Below are 22,226 nucleotides of genomic sequence, written 5' to 3' on the forward strand. Positions count from 1 at the left end.
GGAGGTGGTGAGCTGGTGGGGCACGGGCGAGGTTCCTTCCGCGGGCTGTTCGTCGGCGTCAACACGTATCTGTCGGACGGGATCACTCATCTGCGTACTGCCCGTTGGGACGCCGAGACGCTTCACGCGTTGTTTTCGGACAGCTTTCCCGACGAAGACTTCACTCTTGTGGTTGACGAGAGTGCGACGCGAGAACGGCTGATCACCGAACTCGGAAGGCTGCGCGCACTCGGCGCCCCCGAGGACACCGTGATCATCGTGTTTTCGGGCCACGGATCCACGACGCACGACTTGCTCACCCATGACGCCGATCCGGCCGACCTCCCGGGAACGGCCGTGCCGTTGACCGTCCTCTTCGAGCACCTGCACGCGCTGGCGGCCCGGCGAGTCGTGGTGGTGCTCGACTGCTGTTTTTCAGGCGGCGCCGGCGCCAAAGTCGTGGCGTCGGCGGCCGTGAACCCCGGAGCGACGCCCGAGCTGCCATGGTCTGGTGTGGCCGGTCGCCTGGTGCTGACCGCGTGCGCCGCCGACCAAGCCGCCTACGAAGATCGCGCCGGCGGGCACGGCCTGCTGACTCGCCAGCTGGTCCTAGCCTTGACCGGCCGGGCCGAGGTCACGGCCCGGAACGAGGTGCCCGTCGGCGAGCTCCTCGAGGTCGTCCGGCGTCAAGTGGCGGGGCGCGCCGAAGTCCTCGGGCTCGAGCAGATCCCCGCCGTTCATGGCACGGCCACCGCGGACATGGTCTGGCCTCGTCTGCTGCCGGGCCCGCGGTATGCCGCGTTGGCGGCCCCGGACGACCGGGAACCGGTGACCGCCGACGTCGGCGGACTCCGGCCGTACGGCATCCCGGACGTCGTGCTGGCCGGATGGCGCCGGCGGATCGGGGAGCTTAACTCCCTGCAGCGCGAAGCAATCAACCGGGCTCACGTCCTCCAAGGCCGGAGCGTCGTGATCGTGGCGCCGACGGCGGCCGGCAAGACGATGGTCGGTGAGATGGCGGCTGTGCGTGCCGCGTCCGCGCGGGGACGCGCGGTGTTCCTGGTGCCGACCCGGGCACTGGTCAACGAGCTGTACAGCCGGTTCGAAGCCGAATACGGGGCGGCCGGGATGACGGTCGTCCGTGCCACGGGCGAACTCGCGTCCGACATCCCGGCGATCGTCCGGGGCCGGTACAGCCTCGGCGTGCTCACCTACGAGACCTACGCGGGCCTGGTCCGGTCCCACCCGGAGCTGCTCGACCAGATCGGAACGCTCGTCGTCGACGAAGTGCAGAACATCGCCGACGACCAGCGCGGACCCGCGCTGGAACTGCTGCTCGCCTCGGTGCTGACGATGCCGGAGCCCCGCAGGCCGCAGATCGTGGCCTTGTCGACCGGTCTCGGTGACGATCACAGCCACTTGGACACGTGGCTGGAGGCCACTCCGCTGAGGTGGACCGAGCGGCCGGTTCCCCTCGTCGAAGGCATCCTTCGCCCGGACGGCGCTTTCCGCGGCCGCACGGACACGGGGGAGGAGGTACGGAAACAGCTGGTGGTGCGGCCGAAGTACGACCCGGGCTTCGACGCGACCACGGCCGTGATCCGGGAGGAGATCGACCACGGAGGACGGGTGATCGTGTTCGTCGGCACGCGCAGTGCCGCGGTTTCCGAAGCCCGGCGGCTGGGGGAGGTGCTCGGCCTGCCACCCGCCACGTCACAGGTGATCCTGCCGCGAGGGGACGACACCCGCCTTAAGGCGAAGCTGGTGGAGTGCCTCGGGCGGGGCGTCGCGTTCCACACTGCCGATCTCGGAACCCGGACGAAGAAGGCGCTGGAAGACGCCTTCCGCTCCGGTGGGGACATCAAGCTCCTCGTCTCCACGGCCACCCTGGCCCAAGGCGTCAACCTGCCCGCCGACCTGGTGGTGATCCGCGACATCGGGAACCGGACCCCCGGTGCCGCGCGGACGGTCGCGGCCTACAAGAACATGGCGGGACGAGCGGGCCGGGCGGGCCCGGGCCGAGCGGTCGTCCCGGTCACCACGGCGGAAGAAGCGGACGTCCTGGACACCTACGTCGCCGGAACGCCCGAGCGAGCCGTGTCGGCGCTGCTGCGGCACGAACCCGACCTCCCGACGTTGGTCCTCCAGATCGTCGCCGCGCTGCACCGCCGCAACCACCGTGTCCGGACGGGCGACGTCCACGGATTCCTGAACCGCGGTTTCGCGAGTCACCAGGGCCGGCTGGGCGGAACGCCGGTGACCTGGAACCGCAGGTCCCTCTGGGACGCTGCCGAGCACCTGGCCGAGCAGGGCCTGCTGGACATTCACGACGACCTCCTCGCACCCACGCCGCTCGGCGAGGTAGTGAGCACCGGCACGGTGAGCGTCACCTCCGCGGTCCGGCTGATCCGCCTCCTGCGCGCGATCGGCCCGGACGACCTCACGGACGAGGTCCTCCTGGTCCTCGCCCAGTGCACGGAGGAGCTCGACGCGATCGATGTCGAATGGACCGTCTCGTGGCGGAACCTGGTCCCTCACTTCGCCGGCCGGGCCTTGCCCAACGTTATCGTCGGGGCCGTGGTCAACGCGCCGAACAAGGTCGACCGGACGGCACGGGCGCTGATCTGCCTCACCTGGACGAAGTTGATCTCGATGGATCAGCTCGAACGCCTTCTGCTGGGCACGGCGAACCGCCGGAAGCCGATCATCCCGGTCGCGTCGGTGCTGGGGCGGACCCGCGACGTCATCGACACCATCGTCGAGCTCGCGGGCGAAGTGCACCCGATGGCTCGGCAAGGTGACCTGGCTCAGCTGCCGCTCCAGCTCGACCACGGAGTGCCGTCGGCGTACGCGGACTTGGCTGCGCGAGCCGGTGACGCGCTGGATCGGTGGGACTACCAGTGCCTGTGGCGGTACGAACTCCGTCACCCGCAGGCGATCGCGGAAACCGACCCGGCGACTCTGGCCTCGATCTTGGGTGATGATCACCGCAAGGCGCGCGCAGTGCTCCGGCTCGTCGCGGAGATGGTCGAGGCCCAGCGGGCCTTCGACAGGTTGGCGAGCAGCTGACCCCGCCGGACTGCCGTACTGGCCGGGTGCAGGTTCATCTGTTCGGCCGGGCAGCGAGTCGGGCCCAGTTGCCGGTGGCGAGTCCGCCGAGGCAAAGGACGCAGCGGCCGGAACCAGCGTTGGCTCGATGGCCGAGCGCTGCACTTCGATCCCGGTGCGGGCTTGGATCGAACAGGCAGGCGTTACCGGACTTCGCGGCACATCCACGACGTCCAGTATGGGGCCGGCATCGCCAGCCCGGCCATCAGGCCACGGCGCTCCTCGTACGCTCCAGCAGGAGTGACTTAGAGCAGATCGAAGAGGAAGGTTCGTTGCGACGGACCGATTCGAACTCACACGGCTTGACCTGGACAAACGCGTCCACCGAGTCGCTGCTTCGACTAGGAGTATGGCGCTGACCTGCGAAATCTCCGTGCCCCCGGTGAGATTCCGGCGGCAATCACACCAATCGTCCTGCCCGACGGGCTGCTGATCCGGGTCGACGTCCGGCTGGTGATGGAGCGTCGGCCGCGGGGTGCGCGGTGAGCGGCATGGGCAGGTTCGAGTCTTCGGCAGGGCATCACACCGACGGCCCTGCGTCTGACCAGGGGTTCTCCACCGGAATGCTGGTCATCGAGGGCGGCTTCCAGCTCGCCAACCCGAGTGGCGATGCCTGATGGCCATTGCAGACCGGAGTCGATCGTCCGATACTTCCACTATCGTCCGGGCAGTCTCAGTGATCATGGGTACCGTCGTTGGGCTCACGTTCCTGTTCGGCTTCGGCAACGTCCTCAGCCTCGCCCTCCAGCTGGGAGTGCCAGCCTGGGTGGCGCCGCTCGTCGCGCCCGCAGTTGACCTCTCGATTCTCGGTCTGCTGCTCAGCACCAGGCACTTGGCCCTCACTGGCGCTTCGCCAGCTGTGCTCCGTCCGGCCCGCCGGCTGCTGATCTTTGCCAGCATAGTTACGCTGGCGCTGAACGTGGCGGAGCCGCTCGTGGCGGGGGAGTACGGGAAGGCGGCGTTCGACGCTGTTGGTCCGCTGCTGTTGATCGGTTGGGCCGAGGTCGGGGCCGGCTTGCTGCAGGCGATCGGGGAAGCCGGTCAGAAGCAGGCAGCCCTCGACTTCGCCGATGTAGAGCAGGCTGAGGAACGAGCTCAGGAGAAGTCGAACGGTCGCTCGGCGTGCAGCCAAGTGCAACCTGCTGCGCCGCAGGACGGTCGGCGGGTGCCGGCCGAACGCGCGTTTGATGCGCTCCTGGACCAAGCCCGACGAGAGAACGCCGCTCATCGTGCAGCTCATCAGAAGCCGATATCGGCCGATACTCTGCGTGTTCGCCTGCGCGTTGGTGCCGCTCGAGCGCGACAACTCGTCAAGATCGTCCGTGCGGAGGACCAGGCGGAAGTTCCATGTAATGCGGTCGGCGGAAAACCCGCGCGTGACGCACAGAGTCGTCCAACAGCTCTGGTCGCCTGACCGCCGGCAAAGACGGCTGCCATATAGCCGTCCGTATAGCTATTGCGGAGGTTGTGCTCACTGTTGAGCGGCCGATCGCGGACGCGCGGCCGGATTGGCTCCAGAGGAGTTGCTCGAGCATGTGTGCTCTTGCGACGCGACTACTTGTCTGGGCCGGGAGAGACCGGGCGCTCGATGGATCGCTCAGACGACAACTGTCTCAGGTCATCCTCCTTTGCTCTGCACAACAATGACCGTGATCAAGATGGCGATGATGGTGATGCCGACGGCGCCGGTGATCAGTCCAGCGCGGAAGCGGTCTGTGACGTGCTGGATTACCGTTCCGCCATAGTCATCGTGGCTCGTGTTGTACGCGGAGCTGTTGAGGTCCGCCACGACCTGTGACAACTGTTGGGACGCGCTCACGACCTCGCCGGCGGCCTGCTGGACGTCATACGATGACCAATTATCGAAAATCGATGAGAAGTCCGTTGCCGCTGACTGGAGCGATCCTGCGGTGTCGGCTGCGTCAGCGAGCCGCGACGCGGCCGAGCTGAGCATTACAGCGCTGTCGCTCAGGTTGCCCAGTTGTCCCGCGGCGGAGCTCAGCATTGCCGCCGAGTCTGGCAGGTGCCGCAGGGCTGTGGCCGAGTCTGCCAGCAGTGCCACAGCATCCAGATCGAGGTAGGGCCGGTCGAACGTCTCTGCGAGGAGTTTCCGCAGTGTCGCAGCGGTGCTCTTGCTGACCTCGGCAACCTCGTCGATGGCGTCGAGGATCTCGTCCTTGGTCTCGGCGACGACCGAGACCAGCATGTCGTTCAGGTCGTCCTTGCCCAGTACGTCAAGTCCTGCGAGTCGGTCGTAGGAACTACCCTCTCTTTCCCGTTTCCAGCCTAGCAGTAGGGCGACGGGGTACTTGTGCTCTTTGATCTTGTCGTCCACTGGGCCGTGGTGGGCCTGGCAGAGTAGGAGTAGATTGCCGAAGCTGTTCAGCTTCGATATCGGAATGGTCGGGTCGAAGCGTGCGCTGCCCGGATTCAGACCGTTGATGTGTGCGATCTGAATATTGATGCTCGGGTCGTCGTCGACCATGCGTAGCACGCGCTGCGGGCACTTGGGTGCATAGCAGCGGCCTCTGCTCAGCATGAATAGAGCTTCTTTGACGCCAGCCTTGTAGTAACGCTCGCGGCGGCTCACTGCGACACCGTCTCGGCGATGGCCGCTGTGTTGGCGATGGATCGAGACGGGCATCCAGATGGTCGGTAACTGGGGACGGTCATGTGCGTGCTCCTCCCACTTGCCGCTATACGGAGCACCATAGCGAGGGGCACCGACAAACCCGGCCATGCATGAGCCCGATCGTCGAGTCGCCGGTCGCCGTAGCTGAAGGCGAGCCTACAGTGGTGGTGTTTTCGCCAACGTCGTCGAGCATGCTGATCAGATCGACCCGGCCGATGAACGTGTCGAGCCACTCGGCCCGCCTGCGAGTTTGCGGCATGCCGTACGGCTCGCCGGATAGCTTGCCGGTCGTGACGGGGTAGTCCTCGTGCCGGAAGGCCCCGGCCATGCGCTGACAGACGGGCAGGAGCGCGGGAACCTGCTCGAAGGCGAGTTACTCGTAGGGGCGGTCGTTGACGTCGTTCCCGCTGGTGATCCAGGAGGCAGACCTACGTCGGCCGCAGCGTGTTGGCACGTGGCCAATAGTGACGGTTATGATTGGTGCAACGCCACAGATCGAGGTGTCGACTCGCATGGGGGCAATCTGGGTCGTCTATGGCCTCGCTGCAGTCGGCGAAAACCTACCTTCCTCCAGGTGGTAATCGACCGGATTCGAACTAGGTGGAGTCATCGCACGGTAAGTGCGGTACGTGAGTCGAGACGATCGACTTTTCGAACAACTGCACGGATAGAATTTACCGGCGCGTTCCTCAGTCCGGTGGATGACCCGACGCGACAGAGTAGCATTGGGTAGCTTTAGGGGTCCCGGCACGGTCGATCGTTGCTGGTGGCGTGTGCTAGGCCGATCTCTCCTGTGCGATTTGCTCCGGCGGTATCGAAACCTGATGAAAAATAGGACCGCGCTACGTGAGTATGTGGGAAATTTCTCCCCTTGGTTGTATCGATTGAGGTGAAGGGCGGTGCGCTGTGTAACAAGCGCCGCGATCGCGTCGACCTTCTGTCCATGCCTTCGACTTCACCCAATGTGCCAAGCGGGCCTTCGCAGATAAGGCTGCTGCACGACGCCGTGATCGTCGTGCCCGGTATCATGGGCAGCACGCTGAAAGACCTCGCCACGGGTAAGACCCTGTGGGGCGTCGGCGAACTCTTCAAGTACAGCGTCGGGATGCATTCCGACCGGCTGCGGGCTTTGGCGGTGACCGACCGGGAGCGTTCGGGGCAGTGCGTGCGGATCGAGGCGACCGGCGTGCTGAACGTCGCCGACTGGCTCCCGGGGCTCGGCGGTGCGCAGCCCTACAGCGAGATCATCCGGCGCCTGCGGAAAAATGCGGTCCACAAGAACGCTGTTATGGCATTTCCGTACGATTGGCGGCTCTCCGTCACCCATAACGGAGCCCTCCTTCGGACTGCGGCCCAGCGTCACCTGCGGACCTGGCGTGACCACGCCGCCCACCGGAGATACCTCCAGAGCCATCCCGAGGCAGGACCCGCAAGGCTGCTTTTCATCGCTCATTCGATGGGCGGGCTTCTCGTTCGCGAACTCATGCGCTACGGGGACATCGCGCGCGAGATCAGAGCAGTGCTGACTGCGGGGACGCCATTCCAAGGGTCGGTGAAAGCCGCGATCATGCTCAACTCTGGCGAGGGTGCGCCGGTACCGATCAAGCCTCCGCTGCTGCGCGAGGTCGCCGCGACGATGCCGGGGCTGTACGACTTGCTCCCCTCGTATCGCGCGCTGGACGACGGTCGCGACATGCGAAGGCCGGGCGTGCAGGATTTCGTGGCACTGGGCGGGCGCGAGGACCTGGCGCGGACGTCGTTCGAATGGCGGCAAGGAATAAGTGGATCACCTCTGCCGAAGCACAGCATGGTTGTGGGCTTCGGGCACAGAACCTTGCAGAGCTACCGCATGACAGCGGCTGGTGCGGTGGGTCAGGAATTCATGTATACACGCGACAGCGGTGATCGTGTGCTCGTCGGATCAGACGGCGTTCCCCGGCGCGAAGACCGCCAGGGAGACGGCACGGTGTACCGGTTCGCCGCGCATCTGCGGGATTCCGAAGCGGCACTAATCTCGGTCCGGCAAGAGCACAGCGCCCTCATCCGCAGTAGTACGGTCGGCGACTTGGCGATCGGCATGCTGAGCGGCCTGAGCCATCCGGACGAACTCGGCGTCATGCTGGGCGACGGACAGCTAGGTCTCGACGTTCCGGAATGGGCCGAACCAGGCAAGCCATTTCCCATCGGGGTAACGCAATGGGACGGAAAGTCCGCTCCCACCTGCATCATCCGGGAAGTCACCGGTAGCGGCGCAGTCCACCACCTTGAGCTCCGCCCTGCGGAGGGCCGGTTGACGACGAACTACACACTTCACCAGACCGGGCTATACGAGATCGAAGTCACCGGTGGCCGGGAACCGGTGTTCCGGCTCATCCTGGTCGTGGCACCGGAGCAATGAGTGGTGTGTGATGGCAAACTTCGACGTCCACGTGATCCCCGTCGGACCGGTGAAAGACTTTCCCGAAGCGGATACCGCGAGTGAAGCCAAGCTCGCCGCTGCCACGCTGGCACGAATGGGCGGTCGGCCCGTCGAACCCGTGGAGAATCCCGAGCTGATTGGTTCCCTCGCCGAAGCGGACGACGCGCTGGCGCGGTGGTCGACCAAGCGCGACGGAGCGGGCAGGTCCTCGGCCGTGTTGTGGTTCGGCCACGGCCAGACTCGTCCTGTCGGCGCCGTCCTTCACGTGCCGCGGACCGGGCTGGACGTCGGAAATGCTTTCATCACGCCGGAAATGGTCGGCCACCACATCTACGACGAACAGACCCACCGCCGCCGGATAGACGACGAACTCTGGGCCATCGTCGTGATCGAGGCGTGTAACGGGAAGAACTTCGCCGAGGACGTCGCGAACCTGTTCTCGGGCAGCCGGAAGCCTTCGGGGCACGCGTTACTGCTCATCGGCTCGGGGCAGATCGACGGCCCAGGCTATCTGGGCAATTTCCGGCGGGCGCTCGAGCAGTATCTGGGCGATCTGACGCACCAAGACCAGGTCTTCACCTTCCGAGATATCCAGGACAACGTGTGCAAGGACTCCGACGTCTTCTCCGCACGGGTCCTTGGCGACGCCAGTGCCGAGTTCCGGCTGGCGCTGCCCGACAATCTCCAGGGCGCAGGTGCGATGACCGTCGCCGATCGGCAGCTATTGAAGGCGGGAGAGGTTGCAGTGCCCGCGCCGGTCGGCGAGGCCGTCCCCGGGGCCGGTCAGCTCGAGACGACAACACGGTTCGCCGGCCGGGCGGCCGATCTCCGGGAGATCGCTGAGTGGGCCTCGAACTCCGGCACGCCACCGGTGTTCGTCGTCACCGGCCCGCCGGGCGCCGGCAAGTCCGCTCTGCTCGCCGAACTGGTGAGGCGCGGTGCCTCCGCCGGGGTGCCTGGCATCGCCGCAGTCCTGCCGCTGACCGGAAGCACGCCGGCTGATGTGGTGGATCGGCTTGCGACTGAGCTGGCCGTACCGGATCGGACTGTCCGTGCCCTCGATGCCGTGCGCGCCCACCTCGAAGCCGGCGTCGGCGGGCTGATCGTTGCGGACGCGCTGGACGAGGCCCGGGATCCGGTCCAGGTGGCATCGGTGCTCCGCGAGCTCACCGACGTGCCGGGCGTCCGGCTGCTCATCGGCACCCGGCCGACGCCGCCGGGCGCCGCCGGCATCGACCTGCTCGAAGTGCTCGGGTCGCGTACCGAGCATGCACAGGTGTGGCAGCTGACACCCGATGCCGGCGCGGCTCGCGAGTACACGGAGGAGAGCGTCCGCCGCTTGGTACGGAACGCGGCGGGCGGGGACGACTGGCGCGAGCGAGTCGTTCGGATCGTGGCCGATGCTGTCGAGGCGCACGTGAAGCGCGGGGACTGGCAGTTCCTTCACGCAACCCTGGTGGTCCGGGAACTCGAAGGTAGAGTCACCCTGCTCACTGACGGCGAAGCCCTGCAGCAGCTTCTCCGAGGAGATCGGACCGGCCTGTTCGGCGCGGCGGTGGCGCGGATCACCGAGGGTATGCCGGCGGCGAAAGCATTCCTGCGGGCGCTCACCCACGGACATGGGCGTGGCCTGCCGAGGGCGGAGGGCATCTGGGAGCGGGCCGCAGCTGGCGTCGCCGGTGACCGAGTACCCACGGTGGCCGGTGACCTGGCGCGGTTCCTCCATCGCGCCGCCGCTTATGTCCTCTTGGACGGCGAGGATAAGCGGAGTGTCTACCGTCTGGCCCACCGCAGCCTCGCCGAGCAGCTGCTCGAGAGCGGTGACGCCGAGCAGGAGCGGCTCGGCATCCTCACGGCGTTGCTCGACCTCGCCGCCGGGCAGGCTAGCCGCGGCGAACGGCTCAGCCCTCACTTGCGGGCACGGCTCGCCGAGTACGCGGCGGACTGCGGGAGCCGTGGCTGGGCGGCCCTCGCAGCGCACCCCGCGGTTCTGGACCGGCTGCCGATGCCGTCATTGAGTGCGCTAGCCCTCAGCCCGCGTCCGGAGGCCGGTGCCGCCCCCCTCGACCTGCCGATCGAGGTGCTCGGCTCGATCACCTCAGCGCACCTGATCGAGCTGTCCGAACCGGACGACCGTCCCGGGCTCCGCCAGCTGGGTGGCCTGCGGGCGACCGGCCGCCTGCACCCGGCCGGGCCGGAAGCGGCGTGGCAGGTCCAGCAGGGACAGGTGCGCCGCGTGCCGCCGCACCTGCAGTTGGAAGGTGTCGACGGCGCGGTATCCGCCGTCGCCTCGAACGCCTCGGCGAGCTGGCTGGCGACGGGTTCCCTCGACGGTACGATCCTGGTGTGGCAGCCGTGGCGGCGCCACCGGCCGAGCACACTGGTGCGGGAGTGTGCCCATGCGGTGACTGCGATCGCGGCGCACGGCCGGGCCTCCGGACCGGACCACCCTTCGGTCCTCGCTGCCGCCCACGAGAACCGCACAGTCCAGTTGTGGGACTTCACGCAGGAGCGGCCCACTCCGCACACGGAAACCGCTCGCGAGGTCATCAAGGCGATGGTCGCGCTGGACCATGCACCAGGGTGCTTCGCGATCGCGGGCGAAGCCGGGTACTTGGCACTCCTGGACTCCGCTGGAATCCGGCCGCATGTCACGGAACCCCCGTCGCACAGCGACGTAATCGGGATCGCCGCGGTCACTGGGCACGACGGCGAGCAGTTCGTGGTGACCGCGCAGCAGTCGGGGCACTTGGTCCTGTGGTCAGTCGCGGGAGCGGCGCCGTCGCGCAGGTCCTTCGTCATGACACGCGGCGAGCCGGTCGGATTGACCGCTGCCACCTCCGGCGGCAGGACGACGCTGGTGGTGACCGCCGCGGACGGGGCGGTCGAATACTGGGAAATCGACGACGGTGACCGACTCGTGCCCGAAGTCTCCGGTCGGCGGGACGACCGGCCACAGAACCTCGAGTACGGCGCGGTGCCGACTTTGCTCGAGCTGTCCGGGCGGCTCGTTCCCGTCTTCGGTTGCCCGGAGGGCACGCTGATGGTGCCCCGCCCCGACGGACGGTTTGAGCCGGTTCCGGTGGGCACCCGGGCAGTCCGGGCAATCGGCGTCCTGCGCGGACCTCACACGGGGCCGGTGCTCGCTGTGATCGTCGAGCGCGACGCGCGCGTCCACTTCTGGGATCCGTCCGTCGCGATCGGACACGACGGCGACGATGGAACGCCCCTGGACTTGGACGCCGTATGGCAGCAGGTCTTGGCCGACGCCGAGCTGCCGGCGCACCCCATTGCGATTGAAGACATACCGGAGGACTTCAGGGAAATCGCCGGAGGAAAACACAGCCGGATGGTGTCTGCGGTGACGCTTGACCACGCACCCGGCGACCCGATCGTCCGGGCGCTCGCCACCGCGGGCCGCGACGGCAAGGTGATGCTTTGGCAGCCGGCCTCCGGCGGGCAGTGGACACGGGTTCGCGTGATCCAGCTCGGCTCGCCGTGCCGTGACCTCGTGGCGCTGGCGGGACGACGGCTGGCAGTCCGCACCGATGACGGCGTTCTCGTGCTGAAGCTGGGAAAGCCGCGGAGACCAGGCGAAACGGAGAACGGCGATGAGTGACGACCACGAGCTCCACGACCTGATCGACGAGCTGTTCACCGGCAAGAATCCCGCACACGGCAGCTACACCCTGGTCCGGCCACCGGAGGTGGTGATCGAGGACCGGCTGGTCAACCTGGTGCTGCGGAAGGCCGAAGACAAGACGGAAATCCGGAACGCGACCCTGTTCCTCGGCCTCCAGCCGCCCGGTGGTGAACTCTGGGAACACGAGGTACGCAGCCTGCTGCGGCTGCAGACGTTGGGACACCCCGCGCTCCCCGACATCGAGGACGGTAAGTTCGATCGCGGACGCGGTGTCGCGTACATCATGACCAGGTTCGAGGGCACCCCGCTGGCCGGCGAATGGCGGGACGTGCTGGCCGGTTGGGCGCCGAAGCAGCCGGTGGTGGCGTTCGAGCAGTTCAGCTTGCTGACGGACGCGCTGTGCCAGCTGCACGGCACGCGCATCATGCACCGCAACCTCGGTTTGGGCGCGATCCGTGTCAGGACAGTGCCGGGAAACCCGAGCAAGACGACTTTCTCACTCGCGCGGTTCGAGGTCAGCGCACTGCTCAGCAACCTGTTGCACGCCGTGTTCGGCGAGGCCGGCCGGTCCGAGTACGAGCGCCTGGTGCAGGTGCTGTTCCTCACCCCGCCCGAGTCCGTGACCACCGCGCACCACCTGGTGTATCTGCCGCCCGAGCGGCACGCCGCCATCTTCGACGACGTCGCCTTCCGGCGGCTCGACTACGGCAGCACGGATGTCTTCGGACTTGGCGTGCTCGGCTGGGAGTTGTTCGTCGGCCCGGTCGTCAACAAGCTCCCAGCCCAGTGCGAGGCGGTCGAGCGGGCAACCCGAGCGGACCTCCCCGCGGCTCTATCGGACCTGCATACGGCGATGCGGCGAGAGCTCGACGGCTCGCCAACTCTTCCTCGGCCGTTGCGTCAGACATTGCTGAAGATGCTCGAGCCTTCGCCGGCCGCACGGTACACCTCCTTCGAGGCGTCAGGCGAGCTGCAGCGCCACTGGAGCAAGATCTGCGTGATCCTAGCCGGGGAGACGGCCGAGACGACCCCGAAACTCCTCGCCTTTATGCCGGATGACTGCATTGTCACGGTCCACAAGGTCCGCGGCTGGACCGATCACTCGCCGGGCACCGCGGAGGGCCGTGCCGAACTGCAGGTTTTCCTGGAAACCGAACTGCGCGAGGCGGAACTCGTGTGCCGCCACGGTGGCGCTGCCAGCTTCATCAAGGGAACCAAGAAAGACGTCGTGGCGCTACGCGAAGCGAAGTGGGTGCTGATCGGTGAGCAGGCCGTCTGGTTCTGCAGCTTCCATTACGACGAGTCCGCGTCGGGCAAATACCGGACGACGCATGACGATACGCTGGTGATTAGGTACATGACCGACAAGCGGCTCGCCGCGGAGGTTCTGGGCATTCGCCCCCGGCGCCGAATCGGGAAGGTCGATCTCGTCCCTTTCCGGAAGGGTGAACCCCTCGACGACTACCGCCGGGGCCGTCCGTCGTGGAACGAGCTGTTCGAAACGGTCGCTACGGAGCGGTCGGCCGAGGAGGAGAAGGCCGACGCGCTGCTTCGCGAAGCGAGATTCACCTTGCAATACCGGGGATTGATGCACAGGGCTCGTCAGTATCCCTTCGACCGGCGTGTGCGCGACGACGGAGCGATCGTGCTCGTGCATAACAAGGAGGTGGACCGCGCGCTGCAGCACCAAGATCCGCTTTACACTGCGTACGCCTCCGTCGCGGGCGGACGGCTTAGACAGTCACTGGGCGCCTTCGCCGAGCAACTGCTGGCGGAATCGGACACTCCGGTGCTGACCCTGGGAGAGGACCGGCCTCATCCGTACTTCGGCGGCGATTCGAGTCAAGTCGTCGTGGTGGCGGCCCTCGACGACGATGCCATCGTCGTACGGCCGCTGCAGGGGAGGGCATCCGTGCGGGAAAAAGGGTGGTTGCGGGCCGACGCGGACGTCGGCACCGAAGTGCAGCTTCGCAGGGAGATTCGCGGGGTGGAGTCCCTGCGGCTGCGGCCGGGGCTTGCCAAGGTGTTGAAGTCGCCTTCGTCGATCGAGCTGCGCAGCCGGCAGGAGCAGGTGCTGAACATCCCGCTCGCGCCAGGCACGAAGTCGTTGGTGGGTCGGGCGGACGGCATCATCGCGGACATGCTCCGGATGCATCCCTTCTACGCGGTGCAAGGCCCACCCGGAACCGGGAAGAGCACGGTCGTGTCCCGCGCGCTGCGCCAGTACCTGACAACCGAGCACGGCGCGAGAGTGTTGGTGAGCGCACAGTCGAACGACGCGCTCAACCAACTGGCAGTGAAGGTGGTTGATCTGCTCAAGCCGGTCCTGGCCAATCAGTCCATCCTGGCGCTACGGGAACTGGCCCGAACCAAGGACCCGGAAAGCCTCCCAGCCGAGCTGCGATCGCTGACTGCCGAAGGCATCGCCGAGGATCTGGCCAATCGCATTGAGCAGAGGGTCGCCGCCGGCTTCGAAGGTGCTGTCGGCAAAACAGAAGCCGACCTCATGCAGCGGTGGGCGGATGTTGCCCGGGCGAACCTGGTCGAGTTGACCGAGCGTGTGCGCTCGAGCGCCGATGTCGTGTTCGCGACGTGCTCGGTCGCGGGTGCGCTGGCGGACGAGCTCGAGGACGTTTCGGACGTGTTTGACTGGGTGATCGTGGAAGAAGCGGCGAAGGCTTGGCCCACTGAGATCATCATGCCGCTCGTTCGGGGTGTGCGCTGGACGCTCGTCGGTGATCACCGGCAACTGGGGCCGCACCGGGCCCAGGACATGAGCAGCTTCCTGAATGAGCTCGCTGATCACGAGCATGAACAGGTCGAAATGCACTACGAGGCTCGGGATGACTACGAGAGGTTCGTCAGGTTGTTCGAAGGGTTCTTCGAACAACCTGGGAAAGACGCTGCTGGCATTGGGAAACCGCCGGTCGATTCGCTCGACACGCAGTTCCGGATGCATCCCAGCATCGCTGCGCCGTTCGCGCGCGCGTTCTACGGGGGCATCAAGTCCGGCCCCGGTACCGATCGGGCGCACGGTCGGACGAGCCCGCCGTACTTGACGGACGCACCTCTGGTGTGGCTCGACACTTCTCTTCACGACGACTGCCGCGACGAAGGCGCTTGGTACAACCTCGGTGAGGTGGCGCTGGTGCAGAACCTGGTGGCGGAGCTGAAGCTCGACCGGGACACGGATCCGGGCAAGCTGGTCGTGCTCACACCGTACCGGCAGCAGGTCGGCAAGTTGGACCAGAGCTTCCTGCGTGACAGGGTGCACACCGTCCACTCGTTCCAGGGTGGAGAGGCGGACGTCGGAATCATCTCTCTCGTGCGCAGTGCCGAGCGTGGCGGCGATGTCCGGGAGAACATCGGCCACACGGCGACTCCCGAAGTGATCAACGTGATGCTGTCGCGAGCGCAGCGTCTCATGGTCGTCGTGGGGAACCTGCTCCATTTCGAACGCCACGGAGGGCCCGACTGGGCGAGCGTGATCGCCACGTTCCGCGATGTCGGCCGAATCGTCGACGTCACGACGGGGGAGGTCATCGTATGACTCGGACCGTGCTCATCGCGATTCCTTGCCGGCTGATCACGCTGAACGTGGTGCTCGGTACCGAGGAGAGCGCATCGACGCTCGAGGATCTCGTGCTCCAGGCCGTCGCGGGCGGACGGGCGACAGTGCGGCAGCTGGCCGAACTCTTTTCGTTGCCCAGCAGGCTGATGCTCGACGTGGTTCACGGACTGTGGAGCCGTGGATTTCTGGCTGTCGACTTCACGACGAACGCGCTGGAGACCACACCGACCGGAGCGGCGGTACGCACCTTCGCCGAAGGTAGGTCGGCTTCGGCGAAGGTGGAGAAGGAGAAGTTCATCTTCGACCCGGTGACCGAAACGATCATGCCGCACCGCCGCGGCATGGAGCGCGTGCCCTTCGGCGCACTCTCCATGCCGATGACTCGCGGAGTGGACGAGAGTGACATCCCGCAGGTCACGTTGCTGCGGGCTGTTGGCGAGGCCGTGGGCGCCGAGCGTAGGAACGGCATGCGCCGCAAAGTTTTGGAGGTTTCGTTCGCGAACCCGTTGCTGAGCCCGCCCGAAGCGGTGCAGTGGAAGAGCGTCGAAGCGGTGCTGCAGCGGGATCCTGCGACGAACCAGATCACAGTGGTCCCGGTGACTATGCCGACCGGGTGGAACCAGAGGGCGCTGGAACGGTTCCAGTCCCGGGTGCGGGAACTGGTCCGGGACCGGCCGGACAACCGGTTCGTCGAGCAACTGCTGAACCAGGAGGCTCCGGTAGCGGCGCCCCCGGCGGACCTGCGGGCGGACCTGGTCCAGCTGGCCAAGCTGGCCGAAGATCTCAGCTCTATCGAGCCTGGCCGACTCGAGGACCGGGACAAGCGGCTGAGGGGCAAGGTCAAGAGTGTGCTCAGCTACCTCGACGAAGCCGAGCGGGGAAGATGTTCCGTGGAGTGTGTCAGGCCCGGCGCCGGCGTCGACTGGGTGCTGACCTACTTGCTGGAGCAGGCGGAGCACCAGGTGGTGCTTGCCGTGCCCAGGATTTCCCACGGGGCGCTGAACAAGGTACTGCCCCAGCTGGAGAGTGTCGCGGCGACCGGTCGCACGCTCGTGTTCCTGTGGGGTGATCACCAGTCAGCCGTTCTCGAGGGCAAGATCAAGACGGCGCTTCTCGACCTCAAGTCGAGGTTTCCGGACACTGTGCTGCTCGAGACCCGCAGCGGTCGGTGTATGGCCTCGGCGATCGTCTGCGACGACAAGTACATGTTCGTCGGATCGCGCAGCGTGCTGTCCGACGACAGCGGGGCGGGTGTGCTGGTCGGCCCCGTTGCCGGAGCCACTGAAGGCCCCGAATGCGTGCTGGATGTCCTGCAATGGGTCAGAAAGGTTTATCCCGACTGGGAGAACGCGCGGCGCATCGCGGTGCGGCCGGCCGACTTCGGGACCGGCCGGGAGGTGCCGGCGGTCGCAGAATCTCGTCGGTGGCGGCGGCTGACGGTGCCTGAGCTTGCGACCGATTGGCGGGAGGACGAGATCGCGTACCGCACGGCGTGGTCCGCCGACTGGGGCCGGGTGCTGCGCGAGCTAGTCTTGTCCGCGGAGGACGTGTACCGGGGGGCCCCGGTGGTGCGAACGGTGTGCGACGGCTCGTATGTCGACCTGGTAAGCCGGACCATCGCTGGCGCGGCCGAGCGGTTAGCGATCATCGACGACGGCGCCCAGGCCGAGGCCTGCGGGCCCGAGGTGGCCCAGGCTGTGCTGGACATGGTGGACCGCGACCTCGTCGTCCACGTGCAGCATCCGCCGTTCCGGGACAATGGCCGGCCCGCCGGAAAATACGCGGAGGTGCTCGAGCGGGTCGCCGCCCGGCAGACCCTGCGCACCAGCAGAGGGAAATCCCGTGCCGTGCTGCGTGACCACGAGCTCGTCCTGGGCAGCCATGGGCCGGTGGGCAGCAGGGCGGCCCGGCCGACGCACGGGCGGCCGGTCGCCGCTCTCGGCCTGCACGTCATCAGTACAAGCTTCACCGCGGAGTTCGGCGCGCAAATGGGAATTCCGGACTGGTTCGGCCGGCCGGACACACCTGGGGAGCTGCCGGGCTACCTGCCACCGCTCGTGTCGCTCAGCTCCGCTCGCGTGGACGACGATCCGTGGACGGTGCTCGACGATCGGGAGGCGGCCGGTGCTCCCGACGACCGATTGTGCCGGGAAGCAGCGGTGCTGCTGTCCCGGACCACCGGGAGAGCGGACCAGCGGGCCAAGTGGAGCCGGCGCGTGCTCTACGACGCGTGGGACAGACGTGCCTTCATGGAGGCCAGCCTGCTGGCTCCCGTGCTCGGCGAACCGACATTGCCGGCGGAGCTGGCCTCGGTGGTGGTAGCACTCGAGCACGGACCACTCGGCGAGGAGCTCTACTACCTGGCCGCCGAGCTCGCCGACTCCCCGCCGGCGAGCCGTCTTGGCGTCCTCATCGGTGTCATCGTCGAGTTACTGCTGTACGGCGGCGAAAGCGGGCGGTACGTGTACGAGGAGTTCACGGAAGCGGACAGTGAATACCTGACGGGCGTGCCAGTGACGTGGTGCCGGCTGGTGGAAGAAGCAGCAAAGTGCTTCGCCGGCACCGGCGCACCCCTGCCGTTGCAGGACATCGACGGCTGGGCGCGGAAGCAGGCGAGGTCCGCCGACGTCCGGCACAGCCGGCAGAAGCTGCGCGGCGACGTCGAGGATTTCGAACGAGGTGAGCAGCACTTCAACTTCGTGGCAGGTCAGAAGCTGCACCGCGCGATGTTCCTGCCGAACGAGGCTATGGCGGATGTGCTGCACATTGCCCGGAACGACGTCGACGATGCCGAGCGGGCCCGCATCACGAACCGGCTGCCGGGCGACGCGCGCAGCTACATCGACCAGCTGGCCAAGCGCCTGCAGATCCTCCCGATCGCTTGGAGCAACCACCTGGCGTACGCCAAGAAGGTGGATCGCTTCGTCGCCGAGGCTGGCCGGCTGGTCCGGATACCAGACGAAGTGCACGAACGACCGGCGCTGGCTCCGGAACAACGGGCCTTCGCTCGCTTCCTGGAACGGGAATGGCGCCGGCTGAAATCCGAAGCCCAGGACGTCGGCGAGCCCGTCTGCCACGCCGCGAACGCACTGCTGCACAGACTCGGCTCGATGCCGATAATCGGAAAGGACAGCTGATGGGCGACGGCGCAGACTTCGAACTGCTGAGAACGTGGCCGGGCAGGCTGCGGTTCCCGGATGTGCTCATCGCGCTGACGAGCCGACTGGAGCCCGGGGCGCCGGACCCCAGCACGCTGGCCGGAGCGGTGTTGTCGACGCTCGGCGGGCTGCCCGAGGAGGCGGTGTTCGACGATCTGCTGACCCGAGGTGAGTTCGCCGCGGCGGAGTACCTCCTGGCTGCGTGGTCGGACATTTCGGACCGCCGGCCGGCCGATCTGGAGCACAGACTCGAGTCGGCGCGAGAAAATCGCGCGGCGGTGCTGGACCGGCGGGTCCGCGAGCTGCTCCGGCGGGCCGAGGCTGCCGGTGTGACGTTCACACCGCCGGATCCCGCCGTTCTGGCCGAGCAGAACCGATGTCGCGTCGTGGCCGCCGAAGCGGTGCTGGCTCCGCTGGAGTCCGACTTCGCCGAGCGGGTCGAGGCCCGTTCCGCAGAATTGGAGAACCGGATCGTGGAGCAGGAACAGTCGGCGGGCACAGACGCCGCGCGGTTCGCTTCGGAGCAGATGCGGACCCTGGTGCGGGCGGGCGAACTGGTCGCTGTGCAGGCCCGGCTCGACCGGGAACCCCCCGGAGCGCCGATTCCGGAGGCGGCACTGCCGTTGCCACGGTGGACCAACCGGTGGACGCCGGCTGAGATGCTCGGTTGGCACCTGACTCCCACGTGGAGCAGGCCGCCTGAGCTCGCCGCCTGGCGGCCGTCCGGCGTCGGCGCTATGGCCGTGCTCAAGGCGTTCAGTCGGCTGGGTATGCACCATTCGCCGGAAGCTGCGGCGGACTTCGCGACGGCGCTCGCGGCTTTTCTCGGTGTGCCGGAGCCGAAGGTGGTGGCCAACCGGGCCGAGGGCGGCTACCTGACGGTTCTTCACGGCCTGTTCCTCGGCGAGCAGCTCGCACGTCTACATCCGAACGGCAAGGTCGATCTTTACGTCAGTAGTCCCGGGACCATTGCCGTGCCGGCCGAGATGGCGTCCATGCCGCCGCACGTCGCCGTCGGACCGGATCTCGCCACTGCCGCGTATACCGATCGGCAGTCCACGGCCGTGCTGTCCCTGGCCGATTTGCTCAGGCTGGTCGTGCTGCCGTCCGACCGGGCGGCCGGACTGCTCGGCGTGATCGCTCCGCAGTGGCCGGTCGACGCGCTGATCGGCGAGGATCCTGCGGCGCTGGACCGGGTCCTCGGCACGGACGCCGCGACCCGGTGGCTGACCCTGCGATGGATCACACATCTGTCCCTGCGCGGCGCCGCTGATATGGCGTTCTCGATTGAACAATGCACCGGAATGGATCCCGATCTCCTGCGGGTCGTGCTGCGGTACGCACAGGACACGAGCCGTGACCTGCCGGGAACACCGGAACTACGCTGGTGCGACGACGAAGTGCTGCGGCAGGCGCTGCGCGACGACCTGCTCGCCCGCTGTGGCGCGCCGGAAAATCGAGCGGCCTGGTGGGCCGCGCTGGCCACCTGCGACGCGGAAGAGGGACTTGTGGCGGTCGAGGATGCCCTTGACTACGCCGAAGTGTGCGCGACGTGGGACGGCGCGCGCAGCGTGGTCGAGAACGGCTTGAAAACGTTGACAGGAAAAGGGTTGCTGACCGTCGAGGACGCGGGCACGCTCCGCGTGCCGCTCAGTGGTGCGGCTCGGTCGCTCCGGCCGGAGGCCGAAGGCCGGCTGACCACACTTCTCGAGCACATGAAGAGGCGAGCGCCCAGCCGGGTTATCCCCGAGGGTGAGCGGGATTGGACCCCCTGGCACCGCAACCGGTTCATCGTCACAGCGGCGTATGCGTCATACCTCGCCGCAGAAGCCGCGGGCGCCGGACCGGAGCAGCTCGCCGCACTCGCGGAGACGGCGAGAACTCAGCTCGCGGACGGTTCGTTCGTCGGCCTTCGCCCGGCCACGACAAGCTTGAGCGAGGTGCTGGCAGCGCTAGCCGTGGACTGGACCGACCAGTACCCGGAGATCCACCTGGACCTCCGCTGTCCGCCGCAGGTGTGGGTGCCGGTTCCGGAGCCCGTGGTGCGCGCTGTCCTGTACGAGGTGCTGGACAACGCCGCGGAAGCCATGCCGGGCGACTACAGCTGGATCGTCCAGATCGCGGTGCAGGTGGAAAGCCCGGAGATCGTCGTCGACGTGCGGGACAACGGACCCGGCCTGCCTGCCGAAGCTCACGGCCGGCGGATCTTCGGCAGGGAGTGGAGCACGCGTGGACCAGGCCGTGGTGCCGGGTTGCACCGGTCACGCCAGCTCCTGCGAACGTTATCCGACCTGCCGATCGAGCCCGAGATCGAGGTTCTGGAAACGGGACATCCGACACTCACAGGAGCGGCGCTCCGGCTCGTGCTTCCCGAAGAGGCAGTCTAAGGAAGTCTTGACTCGATTCTGTGACGGCGCGGGCAGTTGAGGACGGTTGCCGTGACGCGGCATCCTGGACCGGGAGAACACCGGTCATCAAAGTGCAGGTTCGAGTCCCGTCGGGGGCACCACGCAAACCATCATCTCCCTGATCGGCCTCGACTGACCGGCACGCTGGTCATCGAGGGCACGTACGACCTCTCTTCGATGCGCGGGAGGTCATGATGGGCTCCTCGGACGGCGTGACCAGGTTCGTGACCACGGTGATGGGCATCGTCATCGGGCTGACCTTCCTCTTCGGTTTCGGGAACGTCTTAGACCGCATCTCATTTGGTTGTGTTGGTGGGTGGGCGATATCGTTGATCAGCGATGACCGATGTGGAGAAGTGGTGCCCGGAGCCGTTGTGGCTGCTGGCGTACCCGCTGTTGCCTGATGCGCCGCAACGCCACCAGGGCGGAGGTCGGCGCCGGCTCGACGACCGTGCGGTGCTGGCCGCGATCCTGTACGTGCTGCAGACCGGTTGTGCCTGGTCAGCGCTGCCGGCCTCGTTCGGGGTCAGTGCCGCGACCGCGCATCGCCGATTCACCGAGTGGGTCGAGGCGGAGGTGTTCGCCCGGCTGCACCAGATGATGCTGGACTTGCTCGGTTCCGCCGGAGCGATCGACTGGTCACGAGCGTCGGTGGACGCCATGCAGGTCAGGGCGGTAAAAGGGGGGATCTGACCGGCCCCAGCCCGGTTGACCGGGGCAAGCCGGGCTCGAAGATCCACGCGATGAGCGAGCGTGGTGGCCTGCCGTTGGCGGTGGTCATCTCCGCGGCCAACCGCAACGACCACCTGACGTTCGAGGCGGTGGTCGATGCGGTCGCGCCGGTCGCCGGGCCGGACGGCCGCGGCGCCGGCCCCGCAAGCTGCACGCGGACAAGGGCTACGACTACCCGGCGTGCTGGAAGGTGCTGCGTACGCGGGGAATCGTTGCCCGGATCGCCCGTCGGGGTATCGAGTCGGCCAAGCGGCTGGGACGTTATCGATACGTCATCGAGCGGACCTTGGAGTGGGTTTCCCGGTTCCGTCGGCTGGCACGTCGCTACGAGCGCAAGGCTGCCCACTTCCTGGGCTTCACCCAGCTGGCCTGCGCAATGATCTGCTACCGCCGGGCGATCAAGCTGGATCTTCTAGCCCACAACAACCCCAAATGAGATGTGGTCTTAGCTTCTCTGAACTTGATCTTGATTGGCGGTGCCGGGCGGTCGGTGTCGGTCAGCGGGCCGTGGTGAGCGTGGGGATGCCGAGCTCGACGGTGTTGCGGCGGGTGGTTGTCGTGTTGAGCTGGGTGAGT

8 protein-coding genes and 1 pseudogene are annotated in these 22,226 nt (G+C 67.0%); 8 read left to right on the forward strand and 1 reads right to left on the reverse strand.

Annotated features, from left to right (window positions below):
- Positions 1-15: 15 nt before the first annotated feature.
- Positions 16-3,048 carry a DEAD/DEAH box helicase gene (locus tag ACLJQE_RS32640; RefSeq protein WP_410643370.1) on the forward strand — a complete coding sequence of 1,011 codons (3,033 nt, stop codon included), beginning with the start codon at positions 16-18 and terminating at the stop codon, positions 3,046-3,048.
- Between the two features lie 721 nt (positions 3,049-3,769).
- Positions 3,770-4,501 carry a hypothetical protein gene (locus ACLJQE_RS32645; protein ID WP_410643371.1) on the forward strand — a complete coding sequence of 244 codons (732 nt, stop codon included), beginning with the start codon at positions 3,770-3,772 and terminating at the stop codon, positions 4,499-4,501.
- A 204-nt stretch (positions 4,502-4,705) separates the two neighbouring features.
- Here ACLJQE_RS32645 and ACLJQE_RS32650 read toward each other — a convergent pair whose 3' ends face one another.
- Positions 4,706-5,677 carry a hypothetical protein gene (locus ACLJQE_RS32650; RefSeq protein ID WP_410643372.1) on the reverse strand — a complete coding sequence of 324 codons (972 nt, stop codon included), beginning with the start codon at positions 5,675-5,677 and terminating at the stop codon, positions 4,706-4,708.
- Between the two features lie 913 nt (positions 5,678-6,590).
- Here ACLJQE_RS32650 and ACLJQE_RS32655 point away from each other — a divergent pair.
- The 6 genes and pseudogenes from ACLJQE_RS32655 (at position 6,591) to ACLJQE_RS32680 (ending at position 22,086) form a co-directional block, all read left to right on the forward strand.
- Positions 6,591-8,117, forward strand: coding sequence for a lipase/acyltransferase domain-containing protein (locus ACLJQE_RS32655; protein ID WP_410643373.1), 1,527 nt, complete (start codon positions 6,591-6,593; stop codon positions 8,115-8,117).
- 10 nt (positions 8,118-8,127) lie between these two features.
- A complete protein-coding gene (locus tag ACLJQE_RS32660) occupies positions 8,128-11,757 on the forward strand; it encodes an AAA family ATPase (protein ID WP_410643374.1) in 3,630 nt (1,209 codons plus the stop codon).
- The gene (locus ACLJQE_RS32665) at positions 11,750-15,331 is read left to right on the forward strand and encodes an AAA domain-containing protein (protein ID WP_410643375.1); all 3,582 of its coding nucleotides are present in this window, start codon (positions 11,750-11,752) and stop codon (positions 15,329-15,331) included. Before ACLJQE_RS32660 ends, ACLJQE_RS32665 begins: the two co-directional genes overlap by 8 nt.
- 8 nt (positions 15,332-15,339) lie before the next feature.
- A complete protein-coding gene (locus ACLJQE_RS32670; RefSeq protein WP_410643376.1) occupies positions 15,340-18,489 on the forward strand; it encodes a hypothetical protein in 3,150 nt (1,049 codons plus the stop codon).
- The gene (locus tag ACLJQE_RS32675) at positions 18,489-20,897 is read left to right on the forward strand and encodes an ATP-binding protein (protein ID WP_410643377.1); all 2,409 of its coding nucleotides are present in this window, start codon (positions 18,489-18,491) and stop codon (positions 20,895-20,897) included. Before ACLJQE_RS32670 ends, ACLJQE_RS32675 begins: the two co-directional genes overlap by 1 nt.
- Before the next feature lie 360 nt (positions 20,898-21,257).
- A pseudogene (locus ACLJQE_RS32680) lies at positions 21,258-22,086 on the forward strand (IS5 family transposase).
- The last annotated feature ends 140 nt before the right edge of the window (positions 22,087-22,226 follow it).

Source organism: Amycolatopsis sp. lyj-346, assembly GCF_046548975.1.
In the GTDB taxonomy this organism is placed as follows: domain Bacteria; phylum Actinomycetota; class Actinomycetes; order Mycobacteriales; family Pseudonocardiaceae; genus Amycolatopsis.

What these genes read in the sequence shown, in the direction of transcription:
- ACLJQE_RS32645 (WP_410643371.1), top strand. Translation starts at nt 3,770, where the DNA reads ATGGGTACCGTCGTTGGGCTCACGTTCCTGTTCGGCTTCGGCAACGTC.
- ACLJQE_RS32660 (WP_410643374.1), top strand. Translation starts at nt 8,128, where the DNA reads ATGGCAAACTTCGACGTCCACGTGATCCCCGTCGGACCGGTGAAAGAC.
- ACLJQE_RS32665 (WP_410643375.1), top strand. Translation starts at nt 11,750, where the DNA reads ATGAGTGACGACCACGAGCTCCACGACCTGATCGACGAGCTGTTCACC.
- ACLJQE_RS32675 (WP_410643377.1), top strand. Translation starts at nt 18,489, where the DNA reads ATGGGCGACGGCGCAGACTTCGAACTGCTGAGAACGTGGCCGGGCAGG.